Here is a 19,993-nt window from a genome sequence, read left to right as displayed (position 1 = left end):
GCTCAGGTGGCGTCGACGAGTGCGGCGAGCTGGGCGTAGAGGTCCTCGGCCAACGCGCGGATGGTCGCCTCCTGGTGGATGGCTCCACTGTACACCCAGGTCATCTGCATCGCGGGGCCGGCTCCGTCGCACTCGATCATCAAGTCGTAGGAGACGGGGTACTCCCGCCCTTCGCTGTCGGGGAAGGCGAGGGACTCGACTCCGCCGGGCATCGCGGACGATGGAGGCCGCGAGTTCAACGTCGCTCCGCGGTTGTTGAAGAAGACCTGGGGCGCTCCCAGTGCGGCCAGCCGCTGACGGACGGTCTCATCCGGGCCGTAGCGGAGCAGTCCGTAGTCCAGCGCATGCGCCACGGTGTCGCGCACCGTGCGCTTGAGCGAGGCGAAGGAGGCCCGGACCTCCTCCGAGGCCTTCGCCTCCAGGAGCATCGGGAACTTGAGCGTGGTGGCTCCGAGGGTGCGCACCAGGTCCACGCCCGCCACCACGCCCGCCCGGCCATTGTGTTCCACATCCAGGCGCAGCGGCGCGTCGCCCGTCCAGCGGGCCCAGGCCCGCGCCAGGGCGAAGAGCAGCAGGTCATTGAGGGACACATCCTTGTGTCCTTGGACGTAATCGGCCAGGCGGCTCGTGAGCTCCGGGGGGCACGGCATGGGGAGGCGCCGCGAGTTGCGATCCGTGTGCCTGCCGCCCTCCAGGTCCACCGGCAGCCTCGCGCCCGGCCGCAGGCGGTGCTCGCCGAGCCAGAAGGCGCGGGCCTCCTTCATCATCGACTCGGAGCGGCCATGGGCCGCGACGGTCCGCATGTAGTGACGGTAGGAGCTGCTCACCGCGAGCGGCCCTGGCGGCTGCCCGGTGGCGAGTCGCAGGTAGGTGGCCTGCAGGTCCTCCATCAACAGGGGCAATGAGTACCCGTCGTAGAGGGTGTGGTGGATGCTGAGGATGAGCTTGTCGGGCCCGGAACCGCCGTAGCGGCACAAGGCCAGCGCCAGCGCCGGCCCGCGGGCGATGCTCAAGCGGGCCTGGAGCTGACGGCCCGTGAGCAGCAGCGCCTCGCGCTGGGCCTCGGGCGTGCGTCCGGAGAGGTCGTGCTCCTCGACGTGAGGCTCGCCCGCCGACGCCAGCATCCACGACGTCCAGCCCTCGGGCGTGCGCCGCAGCCGCAGGCGGATGACGTCATGCTGCTCGCTCAGGAACGCCAGGCTGGCCTTGAGCAGCTCCGCGCGCGTCTCTCCGGGCACGTCCCAGACCATGGTGCTGGCCCAGGGCTCGGTTTCCAGGTCGAAAGTCTCCACGAGCCACTGATGGTGGGGCAGGAGCGGGAGGCGCTCATCGACGCGGGGAGCGCTCGCCTCTGGACTCTCCGGGGGCTGCGCCGGGGCGGCGGTGCCGACCACCGGGGCCAGCTCCGCCACCGTCTGGTGCTGGAACATCTGCTGCACCTGGAACGCGAGGCCCGCCTGCGCGGCCATGGCCACCAGCCGCACGCACATCAGCGAGTCGCCGCCCAGCTCGAAGAAGTTGTCGTGGATGCCCACCTGCTCCAGGCACAGCACCTGGGCCCAGAGCCGGGTGAGCAGTTCCTCCGTGGGCGTGCTCGGCGGGGCGTAGGGCTTCTTCCCGCGGCGCTCCTCGAGCGTGGGCGCCGGCAGGGCCTTCTTGTCCACCTTGCCACTGGAGGTGAGGGGGAGCGCCGGGAGCACCACGAAGGCCGCGGGCACCATGTACTCGGGCAGCCGCTCCCGGGCGAAGGAGCGCAGGGTGTCCGTGTCGGCCTGGCCCTCCTCTCCGGGCACCACGTAGGCCACCAGCTTTCCGCCACTTCCGTCCTCGCGCAGCGTGACGACGGCCTCGCGCACGGAGGCGTGGGAGGAGAGCACGGACTCGATTTCGCCTGGCTCGATGCGGAAGCCGCGCAGCTTCACCTGCGAGTCGATGCGGCCGAGGTACTCGAGCTGGCCGTTACCGAGCCAGCGCGCCTTGTCGCCGGTGCGGTAGAGGCGCTCTCCGGGCTCGGAGGTGAAGGGGTTGGGGATGAAGCGCTCGGCGGTCAGCTCCGGCCGGCCGAGGTAGCCCCGGGCCAGGCCGACGCCGCCGATGCAGAGCTCTCCCGGCACGCCCACCGGCACCGGCCGCAGCTGCGAGTCGAGGACGTAGGCTTGAACGTTGTGGAAGGGCCGACCGATGCTGATGCGTCCCGCGTCCAGCTCCGCATCGAGCGTGGCGCAGATGGTGGTCTCGGTGGGGCCGTAGGCGTTGATGAAGCGCCGCCCCGGCTTCCACCGCGCCGCCAGCTCCGGGGTGCACGCCTCGCCGGCGGAGGTGAGCGTCTCCAGCGCTTCGAGTCCCTGGGGCTCGAGCTGGGCGAGCACGGAGGGGGTGAGCGTGGCGGCGGTGATGGAGCGTTGCTGGAGCAGCTGGTGCAGGGGCGCGCCGGGCATCAGCTCGTCACGCGAGGCGAGGTGGAGCTGAGCGCCAGCCATCAGCGTGGGGAGCGTCTCCCAGACGGACGCATCGAAGCCGATGGAGGCGAACTGGAGGACCCGGTTCTCGGGCCCCAGGTGCATGGCGCTGATGGTGCGGCGAGCGGTGTTGCACAAGCCGCGGTGGCGCAGCAGGGTGCCCTTGGGCCTGCCGGTGGAGCCGGAGGTGTAGATGACGTAGGCGAGGTTGTCGGGCAGCACGTGCACGTCGGGGGCGTGAGTGGGCTGACGGGAGATGAGCGAGTCCCACTCGGAGTCGAGCAGGACGAGCAACTCGTTCTGCACGGGCAGCTCGTCGGCGAGCTTCTCCTGGGTGAGAAGGACGGGAGGCCGCGCATCGCGCAGCATGAAGGACAGGCGCTCGGTGGGGTAGGAGGGGTCGAGCGGCAGCCAGGCACCGCCGGCCTTGAGGACGGCGAGGATGGAGACGACGAGCTCCGGGGAGCGCTCGACGCACAGGCCGACGAGGACCTCGGGGCCGACGCCCAGGGAGCGCAGGTGGTGAGCCAGTTGGTTGGCGCGCTCGTCGAGCTGGCGGTACGTCAACGAGAGTTCCCCCATCCGCACGGCGGGGGCGTCCGGAGTGCGCTGCACCTGGGCCTCGAAGAGGTGGTGGGCGCACGTGTCCGGCAGCTGGGCACGCGTGTCATTCCACTCCACGAGCACGCGCTGACGCTCGGCCTCGGTGAGCAGGGACAGGGAGGACAGCCGTGTGTCAGGGGAAGTGACAGCGGCCTCCAGCAACACCTGCAGGTGCTCCAGCATCCGAGCCATGGTGTCGGCGTCGAACAGGTCGGTGCTGTAGTTGCTGGTGCAGGCCAGGCCCTCGGGCATCTCCTGGATGGAGAGCGTCAGGTCGAACTTCGACGAGCCGGTATCGTTCTCGGCGCCGCGGAAGGTGAGCCCCGGCACGCGCAGCTCCGTGGTGGGCGCGTTCTGCAGAACCAGCTTCACCTGGAAGATGGGAGCGTGGGCAAGGTTGCGCTCGGGGTTGAGAGCGCGCACCAGCTCCTCGAAGGGCACGTCCTGGTGGGCGTAGGCGCCCAACGTCGCCTGGCGCGTGCGGCCCAGCAGCTCGCGGAAGGTGGGGTCTCCGGAGAGGTCGCCGCGCATGACGAGCTGGTTGACGAAGAAGCCGATGAGCCCCTCGGTGTCGGCATGGGTGCGGCCGGCGATGTCGGTGCCCACGACGATGTCGGTCTGCCCGGAGTAGCGGGCCAGCAGGGCCTGGAAGCCAGCCAGCAGGGCCATGAATGAGGTGACACCTTCCCGCTGGCAGAGGGCCTGGAGCGCCTTGGCCAGGGTGGCGGGCATGAGCCGCGAGAGGTTGGCGCCGCGATAGGACTGGGAGGCGGGACGAGGCCTGTCAGTGGGCAGCTCCAGCAACTGGGGCGCGCCGGTGAGCTGCTGACGCCAGTAGGAAAGCTGGCTCTCCAGGGCCTCTCCCTGGAGCCACTGGCGCTGCCAGGAAGCGAAGTCAGCGTACTGCACGGACAGCTCGGGCAGGGGCGAGGGCCGGCCCTGTGAGAGGGCCTCGTAGAGGGCCACCACCTCGCGCGCCAGCACGCCCATGGACCAACCATCGGAGATGATGTGGTGCATGTTGAGCAGCAGCACGTGCTCGGTGTCGGCCAGCTTCAGCAGCAGGGCACGCAGCAGCGGGCCGCGAGAGAGAGGAAAGGGCTTGCGGCACTCGGCCTCGACGAGCCGGCGGGCCTCTGCCTCGCGCTCCTCGGCGGGCAGGGCGCTGAGGTCCACGCGCTCCAGGGGCAGCGGCGCGGGCGGCGAGATGACCTGCAGGGGCTGGCCGGCCTCGGCGGGGAAGCAGGTGCGCAGCACCTCGTGACGGCGCACCAGCTCGGAGAGGCTTTGCTCCAGGGCGGCCACGTCCAGCGAGCCTTCCAGGCGCAGCGGCGCGGGCATGTTGTAGAGCGCGCTGTCGGGGACGAGCTGGTCGAGGAACCACAGCCGCTGCTGTGCGAAGGACAGCGGCAGCGCGCCCGTCCTCTCCACGGGCCGCAGTGGCGGCAGGGCAAGCGCACGAGCCGAGCGCAGGGAGGTCTCCACGGCCCGGGCGAGGGCTTCGAGCGTCGGAGCCTCGAAGAGCGTACGCAGGGGCAGTTCCACACCGAAGACGGCGCGGATTCGAGAGACGATTCGCGTGGCCAGCAGCGAGTGACCGCCCAGGACGAAGAAGTTGTCGTGGAGGCCAACGCGCTCGACGCGCAGCACCTCGCACCAGAGGGCGGCGAGCCGGCGCTCCGTCTCGTCGCGAGGAGCGATGTACGCGGAAGCAGAAGCGAAGACACCGTCGGGAACGGGCAGGGCCTTCCTGTCCACCTTGCCATTGGCGGTGAGGGGCAGGGCCTCCAGTGCGACGAAGGCCGAGGGCACCATGAACTCAGGCACCCGCTGCTGGAGGAAGGAGCGCAGCGAGCCCACATCGAGGGACTGGTCCGCCTGAGCGACGACATAGGCCACCAGGCGCTTGTCGCCGGGCACGTCCTCGCGCACGAGGGCAACGGCCTCGCGCACGGCGGAGTGCGCCAGCAGGGCGGTCTCCACCTCGGCGAGCTCGATGCGGTAGCCACGCACCTTCACCTGGTTGTCGCGGCGGCCGAGGAACTCCAGCACGCCCTCGGCGCTCCACCGGGCCAGGTCCCCGGTGCGATAGAGCCGGGCGCCGGCAGACGAAGCGAAGGGGTTGGGGACGAAGCGCTCGGCGGTGAGGTCCGGACGGGAGAGGTAGCCGCGCGCCAGGCCATCGCCGCCGATGAACAGCTCTCCGGGGACACCCGGGGGCACGGGCTGCAGGGAGCCGTCCAGCAGGTACACCTGGGTGTTGGCGATGGGGGTGCCGATGGGGACGGAGGCCCCCACGTGGGCCACGTCCGTCATGCGATACGTGGAGGTGAAGAGAGTGGACTCAGTGGGGCCGTAGCAGGCCGTCACCGGAATCCCCAGCTCCTCCACCACGCGCCGCACGTGCGGAGCGGAGACGACGTCGCCACCGGTGAGAAGCTGCCGCACGCCGCGCAGCGCCTCGGGCTTGTGCTCCACCACCTGGGAGAACAGGCCCGCCGTCAGGTGCAGCGTGGTGACGCGGTGGCGCTGGAGGACGGTGCTCAGCAGCTCCAAATCGCTGGGCGACTGGGGCGGGAAGACGACGAGGCGGCCGCCGAACAGCAGCGGGCCCCAGACTTCGAGGGTGGAGGCATCGAAGGAGATGGGGGCGATGAGGAGGAAGGTCTCCTCGGGCCCCAGGTGGGCGTACTTCGCGCCGTGCAGCAGGCGCATGACGCCGCGGTGCTCGATGGCGACGCCCTTGGGCCGGCCGGTGGTGCCGGAGGTGAAGTCAACATAGGCCAGGTGGCGGGAGGAGACGCCAGAGGCCGGAGGGGACGTCGGCAGCGCGTCGAGGCTCAGCTCCTCGAGGCAGAGCGAGGGGAGGAGCTCGGAGACGGGCAGCTTCGAGAGCAGGGCGCGCGAGGTGAGCAGGAGGCGAGCGGGAGCGTCCTCCAGCATGAAGGCCAGACGCTGGGCGGGGTAGGAGGCGTCGAGAGGGAGGTAGGCGCCGCCGGCCTTGAGGATGGCCAGCAGCGAGACGATGAGCTCCAGCGAGCGCTCCAGGCACAGGGCGACGAGGCAATCGGGGCCGACGCCCAGGGAGCGCAGGTGGTGGGCCAGTTGATTGGCGCGAGCATCGAGCTGTCGGTAGGTGAGGAGGGAGTCACCGAACTCGACGGCGATGGCATCGGGACGCAGGGCCACCTGCTGCTCGAAGAGGTGGTGGATGCAGGAGGTGGCCGGGAAGTCGGCGGCCGTGTCGTTCCACTCCACCAGCACGCGCTGCCGCTCGGCCTCGGAGAGCAGGGTGACGTCGCTCAGCCGGGTGCCCGACGTCAGGGAGAGCAGGGCCTGGCGCCAGTGTTCGAGCAGCCGCTGGATGGACACGGGCTCGAAGCGGGGCGAGTCGTAGACAGCCCGCAGGCGCAGGGACTGGCCGGGGAGAACGGAGAGGGTGAGCGGGTAGTTGGTGTGCTCGTAGCCCTGGACGTCCTTCACCTGGAGCGACGAGGTCGAACCCGACAGCGAGGCGTCGACAGGGTAGTTCTCGAAGACGAGCAGCGAGTCGAAGATCGAGGCACCCCGAGGCACCTGGCTGAACGATTGGACCTGGACGAGTGGGGAGTACTCGTATTGGCGCAGCTCGAGCTGCTGGGCCTGGAGCGCCTGGAGCCAGGGCCCCAGTGCCGAGGAGGCCGAGGGCAGACGGACGCGCGCGGGCAGCGTGTTGATGAAGATGCCCACCAGGGTGTCGGAGCCGGGCAGCTCGGGAGGACGACCCGCGACGGTGTTGCCGAAGACGACGTCCTGCTCGCCTGAGTAATGAGCGAGGACAAGCCCCCACGACGCGAGGGCCAACGTGTGCATCGTCACCTGGTGCTGACGAGCGAAGGCTTGCAGGGCGGCTGTGTCCTCGGCGGAGAGGGTCACTCCCAGCGTGGGATGGGTGGCCTGCTGGCCCCGAGGCGGCGCGGCGTGGGTGTCCGCAGGGAGCGGCGTGGGCGAAGTGAAGCCCTCCAGGTACGAGCGCCAGAAGGCTTCATTGGCGGAGGCGTCTCGGCGCTGCAACCAGGCGATGTAGTCCCTGAAGGGAGCCCTGGGAGCAAGCTGCGGCGTGAGGCCAGAACGGAAGGCCTCATAGAGGGAGAACACCTCGCTGATGAGCAAGCCGAGGCTCCAGCCATCCACCAGCAGGTGGTGGTGGCTCCAGAGGAAGCGCACGGAGCTCTCCCCCAGGCGCACGGCCGTCAGCCGCACCAGCGGCGCGCGGCGCAGCTCGATGCCGCGCTTCTGGTCATCGAGGAGGAGCTGCTCGAAGCGGGCCTGCTGCTCATCGGCCGGCAGGGTGCTCCAGTCGAGCATCTCGAAGGGCAGCTCCACCTGGGAGTGGACCACCTGGAGCGGCGTATCGAGCCCCTCCCAGTGGAAGGAGGAACGCAGGATGGTGTGGCGCTGGAGGCAGGCCTTCCACGCGCGCAGGAACGCGGGCAGGTCCAGCGCCGAGGTGACGGTCCAGGAGATCTGCTCGAAGTAGGTGGAGGACTCCGGAGACAGCAGGGAGTGGAAGAGGATGCCCTCCTGCGTGGGGGAGAGCGGGTAGAGGTCCTCGACGTCGGAGCCGGCCTGCCGCAGCACGGTGTCGAGCGCCTGCTGGGACAGGGTCGCGAGAGAGAAGTCGCCGGGAGAGAAGCGGCGGGCGTCCTCGGAGGCGCGCAGGGAGATGAGCGCGCGCAGGTGGTGCAGGAAGCGGTCGGCCAGCGACTCGATGGTGGCCGCGTGGTGCAGGTGGGCGCTGTAGCCGAAGGCGAACTGGAGCCGGCCCTGGAAGACGGAGCCGTTGATCTCCAATGCATGCAGGCGCATCCCCGACGGGGAGATCGCCGGGCCCGAGGAATCGGGGGCCAGGGAGAAGAGGCGGCTGGAGGCGGCCGCGGCATCGAACTGGCCGAGGTAGTTGAAGGCGACCTGCGGCGCGGGGAGGGCCTGGAGCCGCTGGGCCACGTCGTCCGGCCCGAGCCACTTCAGCAAGCCGAAGCCGATGCCCCGGTGGGACAGGCGGCGCAGCGAGTCGCGCACGGCGCGCAAGCACTCTCCGGTGGACCCGCCCGTGGGCACGGGGAGCAGCACGGGCGTGAGGGAGGTGAACCACCCCACGGTGCGCGAGACATCCACGTCGTCGAAGAGTTCCTCGCGGCCGTGGCCTTCCAGGTCGACGAGCACTCCGGCCTGTCCCGTCCACTCGGAGACAGCTTGGGCCAGGGCCGTGAGCAGCACATCGTTGATGTGGGCGCGCCAGGCGGTGGGCACCTCCTGGAGCAGCAGCCGCGTCTCCTCGGCATCGAGGCCGGCGGATACGAAGCGTGCGGAGGCGTAGGTGTTGGGACCGGAGGTGTCGGTAGGCAGCGGAGCCACCCGAGCGCGGGCCTCGTCCAGCCAGGAGGGCGCCTCGGCCAGCAGGGACTCGGAGTGGGCGTGGGCCTGAAGGCGGCGAGCCCAGGCCTGGAACGAGGTCGTCTTCGCCGGCAACGAGGCGGCAGGGCCTTGCTGGAGCTGCTGGTAGGCGGACTCGAGGTCCTCCAGCATGACGCGCCAGGAGACGGTGTCGACGACGAGGTGATGGGCGACGAGCAGCAGGCGTTGCTGACCGTGACCGAGCTGGAAGAGCGCGGCGCGCAGCAGCGGCGGCTGCGCCAGCACGAAGCTGGTCTGCAGGCGTGTGGCCTCGGCTTCGAGCGCGGCGGACTGCTCGGAGGCAGGTGTGGAGGAGAGATCCACCTGGAGCAGGTGGATGGGGGCCTCATCGGGGCTGGCGTTGTCCTGCCGCCAGGCATTTTCGGCCTCGTGGAAGCGCAGGCGGAGGGCATCGTGGTGGGCCACCACGTGCGCCAGGGCCTTCTCCAGACGCGAGGGCTCCAGCGGCGCGCGCGAGGCCAGGAGCACGGCCTGATTGTAGTGGTAGGCGTGCTCCGCGTCGTGCACCAGCAGGTGGTGCTGGATGGGCGTGAGCGGCAACGGACCGGTGACGGGGCCCTGCTCGCCCATCGGCTCGGAGGCGGACTCCGCCACCAGGGCGAGCTGCGCCACCGTCTGGTGTTGGAAGAGCTGACGGGTGGCGAGCACGAGGCCCGCCCGCCGCGCCCGCGCGACGATCTGGATGCTGATGATGGAGTCGCCACCCAGCTCGAAGAAGTTGTCGTGGATGCCCACATGCTTCTGGCCAAGGACCAGGGCCCAGATGTCACACAGGCGCTGCTCCACGTCGTTGCGAGGCGCGACGTACGCCGGCTTCGACCCGGAACGGGCGAGGTCCGGAGAAGGCAGGGCCTTCCTGTCCACCTTGCCGCTGGAGTTGAGGGGCAGGGCCTCCAGAGTGACGAAGGCCGAGGGCACCATGTACTCGGGCAGCTTCTGCTTGAGGGCCTCGCGCAGGGTATTGGCGTCGGGAGCCGGCGCTTCCGAGGACGGCACGACGTAGGCCACCAGGCGCTTGTGGCCCGGAGTGTCCTCGCGCAGCGCGACGACGACCTCGCGCACGGAGGGATGGGAGGAGAGCGCGGACTCGATTTCGCCTGGCTCGATGCGGAAGCCGCGCAGCTTCACCTGCGAGTCGATGCGGCCGAGGTACTCGAGCTGGCCATTGTCGAGCCAGCGCGCCTTGTCGCCGGTGCGGTAGAGACGCTCTCCGGGCTCGGAGGCGAAGGGGTTGGGGATGAAGCGCTCGGCGGTCAGCTCCGGCCGGCCGAGGTAGCCCCGTGCCAGGCCAACGCCGCCGATGAAGAGCTCTCCCGGTACGCCCACCGGCACCGGCCGCAGCAAGGCGTCCAGCACGTACGTGCGCACGTTGTGGAAGGGCTTGCCGATGGAGACGCGCTGGGAGTCGACGTCGGTATTGACGGTGGCGCAGACGGTGGCCTCGGTGGGGCCGTAGGCGTTGACGAAGCGGCGGCCGGGCTGGAAGCGCGCCACCAACTCCGGCGGGCACGCCTCTCCGGCGGTGATGAGCGTGCGCACCCCTTGCAGCCGCTCGGGCTCCAATTGCGCGAGCACGGAGGGAGTGAGCTTGAGCGTGGTGATGGAGTGCCGTGAGACGAGCTCGAGCAGGGGCTCGCCAGGCATCAGCTCGTCGCGAGAGGCGAGCACGAGGCAGGCGCCGGAGAGCAGGGCGGGGAAGATTTCGGAGACAGAGGCGTCGAAGGCCGAGGAGAAGAACTGGAGCAGGCGGCGGCCGGGCCCCAGGTCCATGAAGGTGAGGGTTTCTCGAGCCGTGTTGCACAGGCCGCGATGGCGCAGCAGGGTGCCCTTGGGCCTGCCGGTGGAGCCAGAGGTGTAGATGACGTAGGCGAGGTTGTCGGGCAGCACGCGCACATCGGGGGCGTGCGTGGGCTGACGGGAGATGAGCGAGTCCCACTCGGAGTCGAGCAGGACGAGCAGCTCGTTCTGCACGGGCAGCTCGTCGGCGAGCTTGTCCTGGGTGAGAAGGACGGGAGGCCGCGCATCGCGCAGCATGAAGGACAGGCGCTCGGTGGGGTAGGAGGGGTCGAGCGGCAGCCAGGCACCGCCGGCCTTGAGGACGGCGAGGATGGAGACGACGAGCTCCGGGGAGCGCTCGACGCACAGGCCGACGAGGACCTCGGGCCCGACGCCCAGGGAGCGCAGGTGCCATGCAAGCTGGTTGGCGCGCTCGTCGAGCTGACGGTACGTCAACGAGAGTTCCCCCATCTGCACGGCGGGGGCGTCCGGAGTGCGCTGCACCTGGGCCTCGAAGAGGTGGTGGGCGCACGTGTCCGGCAGCTGGGCGCGCGTGTCATTCCACTCCACGAGCACACGCTGGTGCTCGGCGGTGGTGAGCAGAGGCAGGGAGGACAGGCGCGTGTCGGGCTGGGCGACAGCGGCCTCCAGCAGCACCTGCAGATGCTCCAGCATCCGAGCCATGGTGCCGGCGTCGAACAGGTCGGTGCTGTAGTCGGCGATGCAGGCCATGCCTTCGGGCGCCTCCTGGATGGAGAGCGTCAGGTCGAACTTCGCCGAGCCCGTGCCACTGTCGGCACTGCGGAAGGTGAGCCCCGGCACGCGCAGCTCGATGTCCGGGGTGTTCTGCAGAACCAGCTTCACCTGGAACAGCGGCGCGTGAGCGAGGCTGCGCTCGGGGTTGAGAGCGCGCACCAGCTCCTCGAAGGGCACGTCCTGGTGCGCATAGGCGCCCAGCGCCACCTGACGCGTGCGGCTCAGCAGCTCACGGAAGGTGGGGTCTCCCGAGAGGTCGCCGCGCATGACGAGCTGGTTGATGAAGAAGCCGATGAGGCCCTCGGTATCCGCGTGAGTACGGCCGGCGATGTCGGTACCGACGACGACGTCCGTCTGCCCGGAGTAGCGGGCCAGCAGGACCTGGAAGCCGGCCAGCAGGGCCATGAAGGAGGTGACCCCCTCGCGCTGGCAGAGCTTCTGAAGCGCCTGGGAGAGCGCCCGGGGCATGAGCCGCGAGAGGGTAGCGCCGCGGTAGGACTGGGTGGCGGGACGAGGTCTGTCGGTGGGCAGCTCCAGCAGCTGGGGCGCACCGGTGAGCTGCTGGCGCCAGTAGGAGAACTGCGCTTCGAGGGCTTCACCCTGGAGCCACTGGCGCTGCCAGGAAGCGAAGTCGGCGTACTGCACGGGCAGCTCGGGCAGGGGCGAGGGCCGGCTCTGCGAGAAGGCCTCGTAGAGCGCCACCACCTCGCGCGCCAGCACGCCCATGGACCAGCCATCGGAGATGATGTGGTGCAGGCTGAGCACCAACACGTGCTGCTGTTCTTCGAGCTTCAGCAGCAGGGCACGCAGCAGCGGGCCGCGAGCGAGCGAGAAGGGCTTGCGGCACTCGGCCTCGATGAGTCGGCGGGCCTCGGCTTCACGCTCCTCGGTGGGCAGGGCGCTCAGGTCCACGCGCTCCAGGGGCAGGGGCGCGGGCGGCGAGATGACCTGTATGGGCTGGTCTCCTTCGGCGGGGAAGGAGGTACGCAGCACCTCGTGACGACGCACCAGCTCGGAGAGGCTGCGCTCCAGGGCAGCCACGTCCAGCGAGCCCTCCAGGCGCAGCGGCACGGGCATGTTGTAGAGCGCGCTGTCGGGGACGAGCTGATCGAGGAACCACAGCCGCTGCTGAGCGAAGGACAGCGGCAGCGCGCCCGTCCTCTCCACGGGCCGCAGGGGAGGCAGCTTCGCCCCAAGCGCCTCACGCGCGAGAGCGTCGATGGAGGCGGCAAGGGTTTCGAGGGTAGGAGCCTCGAAAAGGGTGGGAAGAGGCAGGTCCACGCCGAAGGTGGCGCGGATGCGCGAGGCGACCTGGGTGGCCAGCAGCGAGTGGCCGCCGAGTTCGAAGAAGTTGTCGTGGACGCCCACCTTCTCGACGCGCAACACCTCGCTCCAGAGGGAGGCGAGGCGCTGCTCCGTCTCGCCGCGAGGCGCGAGGTACTCGGCGCGGGTGGAGAGCGCGGCGTCCGGCGCGGGCAGGGCCTTCCTGTCGAGCTTGCCGCTGGAGTTGAGGGGCAGGGCCTCCAGGGTGACGAAGGCCGAGGGCACCATGTACTCGGGCAGCTTCGCCTTCAGGAAGTCGCGCACCTCCGGGGTGGACGGAGGCTGTGCGCCCGAGGGCGGCACCACGTAGGCCACCAGCCGCTTGTCGCCCGAGGCGTCTTCACGCACCACCACCACGGCCTGACGCACCTGCGGGTGCTGCTCCAGGGCCGCTTCGATTTCACCCAGCTCGATGCGCAGGCCGCGCACCTTCACCTGGAAGTCGAGCCGGCCCAGGTACTCGATATGGCCGTCGGCCAGCCAGCGCGCCTTGTCGCCGGTGCGGTAGAGGCGGGCCCCTGACTCGGAAGAGAAGGGGTCGGGGATGAAGCGCTCGGCGGTGAGCTCGGGCCGGGCGAGGTAGCCGCGGCCCACCTGGACGCCGCCGATGAAGAGCTCGCCGGGCACGCCCACCGGCACCGGACGCAGGTGCGCGTCGAGGATGCGGATGGAGGTATTGGCGATGGGGCGGCCGATGGGCACCGTGCGGTGGGAGTCCTCGAGCACGCACGGGTAGGCGGTGACGTCGACGGCGGCCTCGGTGGGGCCGTAGAGGTTATGCAGGCCCACGCCGGGCAGTCGCTGCAGGCAGCGCTGAGCCAACTCGGCGGAGAGAGCCTCGCCACTGCACACCACGCGCCGCAGCGACGCGCACCGCTCCAGTTCCGGCTCCTCCAGGAAGACTTGGAGCATGGAGGGCACGAAGTGCAGCGTGGTGACGTGCTGCTCGGCGATGAGGCGCACCAGGTAGTCGGGCTCCTGGTGGCCGCCAGGGCGCGCGAGCACCAGGCGTGCGCCCGTCATCAACGGCCAGAAGAACTCCCAGACGGAGACGTCGAAGCTATAGGGCGTCTTCTGCAGCACGACGTCCTGGGCTGAGAGGCCATGGGCCTGCTGCATCCAGAGCAGGCGGTTGACGACGGCGCGGTGGGCATTCATGGCGCCCTTGGGGCGGCCGGTGGAGCCCGAGGTGAAGATGACGTAGGCCAGCGAGTCCGGGGTGGCCAGCGGCGCGGGCGCGTGCGTGGGCAGAGCGCGCAGCGCCTCGTCATTCAGGGCCACCACGGTGGCCTCCGGCGTCTGCGGCAAGCGAGTCAGCAGGGCGGGCTGCGCCAGAAGCACGGCGGGACGCGCGTCCTCCAGCATCCATTCCAAGCGCTGACGGGGGTAGGACGGGTCGAGCGGGACGTAGGCGCCGCCAGCCTTGAGGATGGCGAACAGGCCCACCACCAACTCCAGGGAGCGCTCGGCGCACAATCCAACGCGCACCTCGGGGCCAACACCCAGCGAGCGCAGGTGCCAGGCGAGCTGGTTGGAGCGTTGCTCCAGCTCCCGGTAGGAGAGCCACGCGCCCTCGAAGCCGAGGGCAGGCGCATCGGGAGTGCGAGCCACCTGGGCCTCGAAGAGGTGGTGGATGCAGGTGTCCACCGCCAGGGGCGCGCGGGTGTCATTCCACTCGACGAGCACCTGCTGACGCTCGGCCTCGGAGAGCAGGGAGATGTCGCTCAGCCGGACGGCCGATGCGAGGGAGATCAGGGCCTGGCGCCAATGTTCGAGCAGTCGCTGCATGGACGCGGGCTCGAAGCGAGGCGAGTCATACGAGGCCCGCAGCCGTAGGGGCTGGCCGGGGAGGACGGAAAGCGTGAGCGGGTAGTTGGTGCGCTCGTAGCCGTGGACGTCCTTCACCTGGAGCGAGGAGGTCGAACCCGACAGCGAGGCGTCGAGAGGATAGTTCTCGAAGACGAGCAGCGAGTCGAAGAGCGAGGCGCCCCGAGGCACCTGGCTGAACGATTGAATCTGGACGAGCGGAGAGTGCTCGAACTGGCGCAGCTCGAGCTGCTGGGCCTGGAGCGACTGGAGCCAGGGACCGAGGGCCGAGGAAGCCGACGGCACGCGGATGCGCGTGGGCAGGGTGTTGATGAAGATGCCGACCAGGGTGTCGGAACCGGGCAGCTCGGGAGGACGGCCCGCTACGGTGTTGCCGAAGACGACGTCCTGCTCACCCGAGTAATGGGAGAGGACGAGCCCCCACGACGCGAGGGCCAACGTGTGCAACGTCACCTGGTGCTGGCGGGCCAGGGCCTGCAGGGAGGCCGTGGCTTCCGCCGAGAGGCCCAGCTCGAGGGAGAGGTGCTCGGCGGACTGGCCTCGCGGCGGTGTCGCACGGGTATCCGCGGGCAGAGGTGTCGGAGCGGAGAAGCCCTCCAGGTACGAGCGCCAGAAGGACGCATCGGTGGAGGCGTCGCGGCGCTGCAACCAGGCGATGTAGTCGCGGTAGGGGCGCGTGCCGGAGAGCCGGGGCGTGGAGCCGGAGCGGAAGGCCTCGTAGAAGGAGAAGACCTCGCTGATGAGCAGGCCAAGGCTCCAGCCATCCAGCAGCAGGTGGTGGTGGCTCCAGAGGAAGCGCACGGAGCTCTCCCCCAGGCGCACGGCCGTCAGCCGCACCAGCGGAGCGCGGCGCAGCTCGATGCCACGCTTCTGGTCATCGAGGAGGAGCTGCTCGAAGCGGGCCTGCTGCTCATCGGCGGGCAGGGTGCTCCAGTCGAGCATCTCGAAGGGCAGCTCCACCTGGGCGTGAACCACTTGGAGCGGCGTATCGAGTCCCTCCCAGTGGAAGGAAGAGCGCAGGACGGTGTGGCGCTGGAGGCAGACCTTCCACGCCCGCAGGAACGCGGGCAGGTCCAGCGAGGAGGTGACCGTCCAGGAGAGCTGCTCGAAGTAGGTAGAAGAGGAGGGAGCCAGCAGGGAGTGGAAGAGCAGACCCTGCTGGGTGGGAGAGAGCGGGTAGAGGTCCTCGACGGCGGAGCCGGCCTGCCGCAGCACGGTGTCGAGCGCCTGCGGGGAGAGGGACGCGAGGGGGAAGTCCCCCGGGGAGAAGCGGCGGGCGTCCTCGGAGGCGCGCAGGGAGATGAGCGCGCGCAGGTGATGCAGGAAGCGCTGGGCGAGCGACTCGATGGTGGCCGCGTGGTGCAGGTGGGTGCTGTAGCCGAAGGAGAGCTGGAGCTGTCCACCGAGCACCGAGCCGTTGACTTCCAGCACGTGCGAACGCGAGCTCGAGGGAGCGGAGGCAGGCCCCAGGGGCTCGTTGCTCAAGGTGAAGAGGCTGCTGGATGTCGCCGCGGCATCGAGCTGGCCGAGGTAGTTGAAGGCCACCTGCGGCACGGGCAGGGCCTGGAGCCGTTCGGCGATGTCCACCGGCCCGAGCCACTTCAGCAGGCCGAAGCCGAGACCCCGGTGGGGAAGGCGGCGCAGCGAGTCGCGCACGGCGCGCAGGCCGTCGCCGACGGAAGCGCCCTCGGGCACGGGGAGCAGCACGGGCGTGAGGGAGGTGAACCACCCCACGGTGCGCGAGAGGTCCACATCCTCGAAGAGTTCCTCGCGGCCGTGGCCCTCCAGACTGACGAGCGCCTGGGACTGACCGGTCCACTCACAGAGGGCACGGGCCAACGCGGTAAGGAGCACATCGTTGATGTGGGCACGCCAGGCGGTGGGCACCTCCTGGAGCAGCACCCGCGTCTCCTCGGCCTCGAGGGAGACGGAGACGGAGCGCGCGGAGGCGTAGGTATTGGCCCCGGAGGCATCCGTGGGCAGCGGCGCCACCCGTGCACGGGCCTCGTCCAGCCAGAGAGGGGCCTCGTCCAGCAGGGACTCGGAGTGGGCATGGGCCTGAAGGCGGCGAGCCCAGGCCTGGAACGAGGTCGTCTTCGCCGGCAACGAGGCGGCAGGGCCTTGCTGGAGCTGCTGGTAGGCGGACTCGAGGTCCTCCAGCATGACGCGCCAGGAGACGGTATCGACGACGAGGTGGTGGACGACGAGAAGCAGGCGTTGCTGGCCGTCGCCGAGGTGGAAGAGGGCGGCGCGCAGCAGGGGAGGCTGGGAGAGGACGAAGCTGGCCTGCAGACGTGAGGCCTCGGCTTCGAGGGCAGCGGGCTGCTCGGAAGCGGGTGTGGAGGAGAGGTCCACCTGGAGCAGGTGGAAGAGCGTCTCGTCGGGGGTTGCGTTCTCCTGATGCCATTGCCCGTCGTGCTGTCGGAAGCGCAGACGGAGGGCATCGTGGTGAGCCACCACGTGCGCGAGGGCCTTCTCCAGACGCGAGGGCTCCAGCGGCACCCGGGAGGCGAGGAGCAGGGTCTGATTGAAGTGGTGGGCGTGCGCGGCGTCGAGCGTCAGCAGGTGGTGCTGGATGGGCGTGAGCGGCACCGGGCCGGTGACGGGGCCCTGCTCACCCAGCACCTCCGCCGCGGGCTTCACGACGAGGGCGAGCTCGGCCACGGTCTGGTGCTGAAAGAGCTGGCGAGTGGCGAGCACGAGGCCCGCCCGCCGCGCCCGCGCGACGACCTGGATGCTGATGATGGAGTCGCCACCCAGCTCGAAGAAGTTGTCGTGGATGCCCACCTGCTTCCGACCCAGGACGAGCGCCCAGATGTCGCACAGGCGCTGCTCCACGTCGTTGCGAGGCGCGACGTAGGCGGACTTCTGCTCGAAGCGGGAGAGGATGGGAGTGGGCAGGGCCTTCCTGTCCACCTTGCCATTGGCGGTGAGGGGCAGGGCCTCCAGGGCGACGAAGGCCGAGGGCACCATGAACTCAGGCACCCGCTGCTGGAGGAAGGAGCGCAGCGAGCCCACATCGAGGGACTGGCCCGCCTGGGGGACGACATACGCCACCAGGCGCTTGTCGCCGGGCACGTCCTCGCGCACGAGGGCCACGGCCTCGCGCACGGCGGAGTGCGCCAGCAGGGCGGCCTCCACCTCGGCGAGCTCGATGCGGTAGCCGCGCACCTTGACCTGGTTGTCGCGGCGGCCGAGGAACTCCAGCACGCCCTCGGCGCTCCAGCGGGCCAGGTCGCCGGTGCGATAGAGCCGGGCACCGGCAGACGAAGCGAAGGGGTTGGGGACGAAGCGCTCGGCGGTGAGGTCCGGGCGGGAGAGGTAGCCGCGCGCCAGGCCGTCGCCGCCGATGAACAGCTCTCCGGGGACACCCGGGGGCACGGGCTGCAGGGAGCCGTCCAGCAGGTACACCTGGGTGTTGGCGATGGGGGTGCCGATGGGGACGGCGGAGCCGACCTGCTCGGGCCGCGTCATGCGCCAGCAGGAGGTGAAGAGAGTGGACTCAGTGGGGCCGTAGCAGGCCGTTACCGGAATCCCCAGCTCCTCCACCACGCGCCGCACGTGCGGAGCGGAGACGACGTCGCCGCCGGTGAGCAACTGCCGCACGCCGCGCAGCGCCTCGGGCTTGTGCTCCACCACCTGGGAGAACAGGCCCGCCGTCAGGTGCAGCGTGGTGACGCGGTGGCGCTGGAGGACGGTGCTCAGCAGCTCCAAATCGCTGGGCGACTGGGGCGGGAAGACGACGAGGCGGCCACCGAACAGCAGCGGCCCCCAGACTTCGAGGGTGGACGCATCGAAGGAGATGGGGGCGATGAGGAGGAAGGTCTCCTCCGGGCCGAGGTGGGCGTACTTCGCGCCGTGCAGCAGGCGCATGACGCCGCGGTGCTCGATGGCGACGCCCTTGGGCCGGCCGGTGGTGCCGGAGGTGAAGTCGACATAGGCCAGGTGGCGGGAGGAGACGCCGGAGGCCGGAGGGGAGGTAGGCAGCGCGTCGAGGCTCAGCTCCTCGATGCAGAGTGAGGGGAGGAGCTCGGAGACGGGCAGCTTCGAGAGCAGGGCGCGCGAGGTGAGCAGGAGGCGAGCGGGAGCGTCCTCCAGCATGAAGGCCAGCCGCTGGGCGGGATAGGAGGCGTCGAGAGGGAGGTAGGCGCCGCCGGCCTTGAGGATGGCCAGCAGCGAGACGATGAGCTCCAGCGAGCGCTCCAGGCACAGGGCGACGAGGCAGTCGGGGCCGACGCCCAGGGAGCGCAGATGGTGGGCCAGTTGGTTGGCGCGAGCATCGAGCTGCCGGTAGGTGAGGAGGGAATCACCGAACTCGACGGCGATGGCATCGGGAGTACGGGCCACCTGCTGCTCGAAGAGGTGGTGGATGCAGGAGGTGGCCGGGAAGTCGGCGGCCGTGTCGTTCCACTCCACCAGCACCTGGCGGCGACCGGCCTCGGAGAGCAGGGGCAGGGCGGACAGGCGCGTGTCGGGCCTGGCGACAGCCGCCTCCAGCATCACCTGCAGGTGCTCGGCCATGCGGGAGATGGTGGCGGCGTCGAACAGGTCCGTGTTGTACGTGAAGCCGCCGAGCACTCCGTCCGGCGTCTCTCCCAGGACCAGCTCCAGCTCGAACTTGGAGACGTTCGTGTCCACGCCAATGGGGCTCAGTGAAAGCCCCGCAGGATTCAGCTCGGACGAGGGTGTGTTCTGGAATGCGAACAGCACCTGGAAGATGGGCGCGCGGCCCAGGTCGCGCTCGGGCTGGAGTTCCTCCACCAGCTTCTCGAAGGGCAGGTGCTGGTGGGCGAAGGAGCGAATGGCGCTCTCCTTCACCCGCCCCAGCAGCTCACGGAAGGTGGGGTTGCCCTCCAGCCGGGTGCGCAGCGCCAGCGTGTTGACGAAGAAGCCGATGAGTCCCTCGAGCTGAGCCTGATCGCGGCCGGCCATCGGAGTGCCGATGCAGAAGGCCTCCTGGCCCGAGTAGCGGTGCAGCACCACCTGGAAGGCGGCCAGCAGGAGCATGAAGGGGGTGACACCCTCCCGCTGGCACAGGGCCTTGAGGGCCTCGCTCAGCTCCCGTGGCAGCTTCACCGGCAGCGTCGCGCCGCGGAAGGTCTGCTCCGGAGGCCTCGGCCTGTCCGTCGGCAGCTCCAGCGCGAGCGCGGCTCCCGCGAGCTGCTCCTTCCAGAAGGACAGGTGGCGCTCCAACTCCTTGCCCTGGAGCCACTCGCGCTGCCACATCGCGTAGTCGGCGTACTGCACGGTCAGCGCGGGCAGCGGCGAGGGCTGGCCCTCACAGAACGCCGCGTAGAGCAGCCCCACCTCGCGCACCAGCACGCCCATGGACCAGCCGTCCGAGACGATGTGGTGCATGGTCAGCAGCAGCACATGCTCCTGCGCGTCGAGCTTCAACAGCGTGGCGCGCAGCAGCGGCCCCCGCTCCAGGTCGAAGGGACGCCGGGCCTCCGCGTTGGCCAGCCGCAGGGCCTCTTCTTCGCGGCGCGCCGCCGGTAGCACCGTCAGGTCCACCACCGCCAGCCTCAACCCGGCCGTACGGGCGATGACCTGGACCGAGTCCTCGGCCTCGAGCCGGAACGTCGTGCGCAGGGGCTCGTGACGGTGGAGCAGCTCGTTGAAGACGCGCTCGAGCACCGACACGTCGAGCGCTCCCCGAAGCCGGACGGCCACGGGCACGTTGTAGAGGGCGGTCCCCGGCTGGAGCTGCTCGAGGAACCACAGTCGCTGCTGGGCGAAGGACAGGGGCAGGGGCGCGTCGCCCCGAGGCCGCGGCTCGAGAGGCGGGAGGG

General features: G+C 70.1%; 1 protein-coding gene. It reads right to left on the bottom strand.

Annotated elements, in window-relative coordinates:
* Positions 1–2: 2 nt before the first annotated feature.
* Positions 3–19,993 (bottom strand): non-ribosomal peptide synthase/polyketide synthase (locus HG543_RS12790; protein ID WP_169345014.1); only part of this gene is annotated, 19,991 nt, incomplete at its 5' end.

It is taken from the genome of Pyxidicoccus fallax, from assembly GCF_012933655.1.
Lineage (GTDB): Bacteria > Myxococcota > Myxococcia > Myxococcales > Myxococcaceae > Myxococcus > Myxococcus fallax.
Note: the sequence above shows the minus strand (reverse complement) of the source record. Positions and strands in the feature narration are given on the sequence as shown.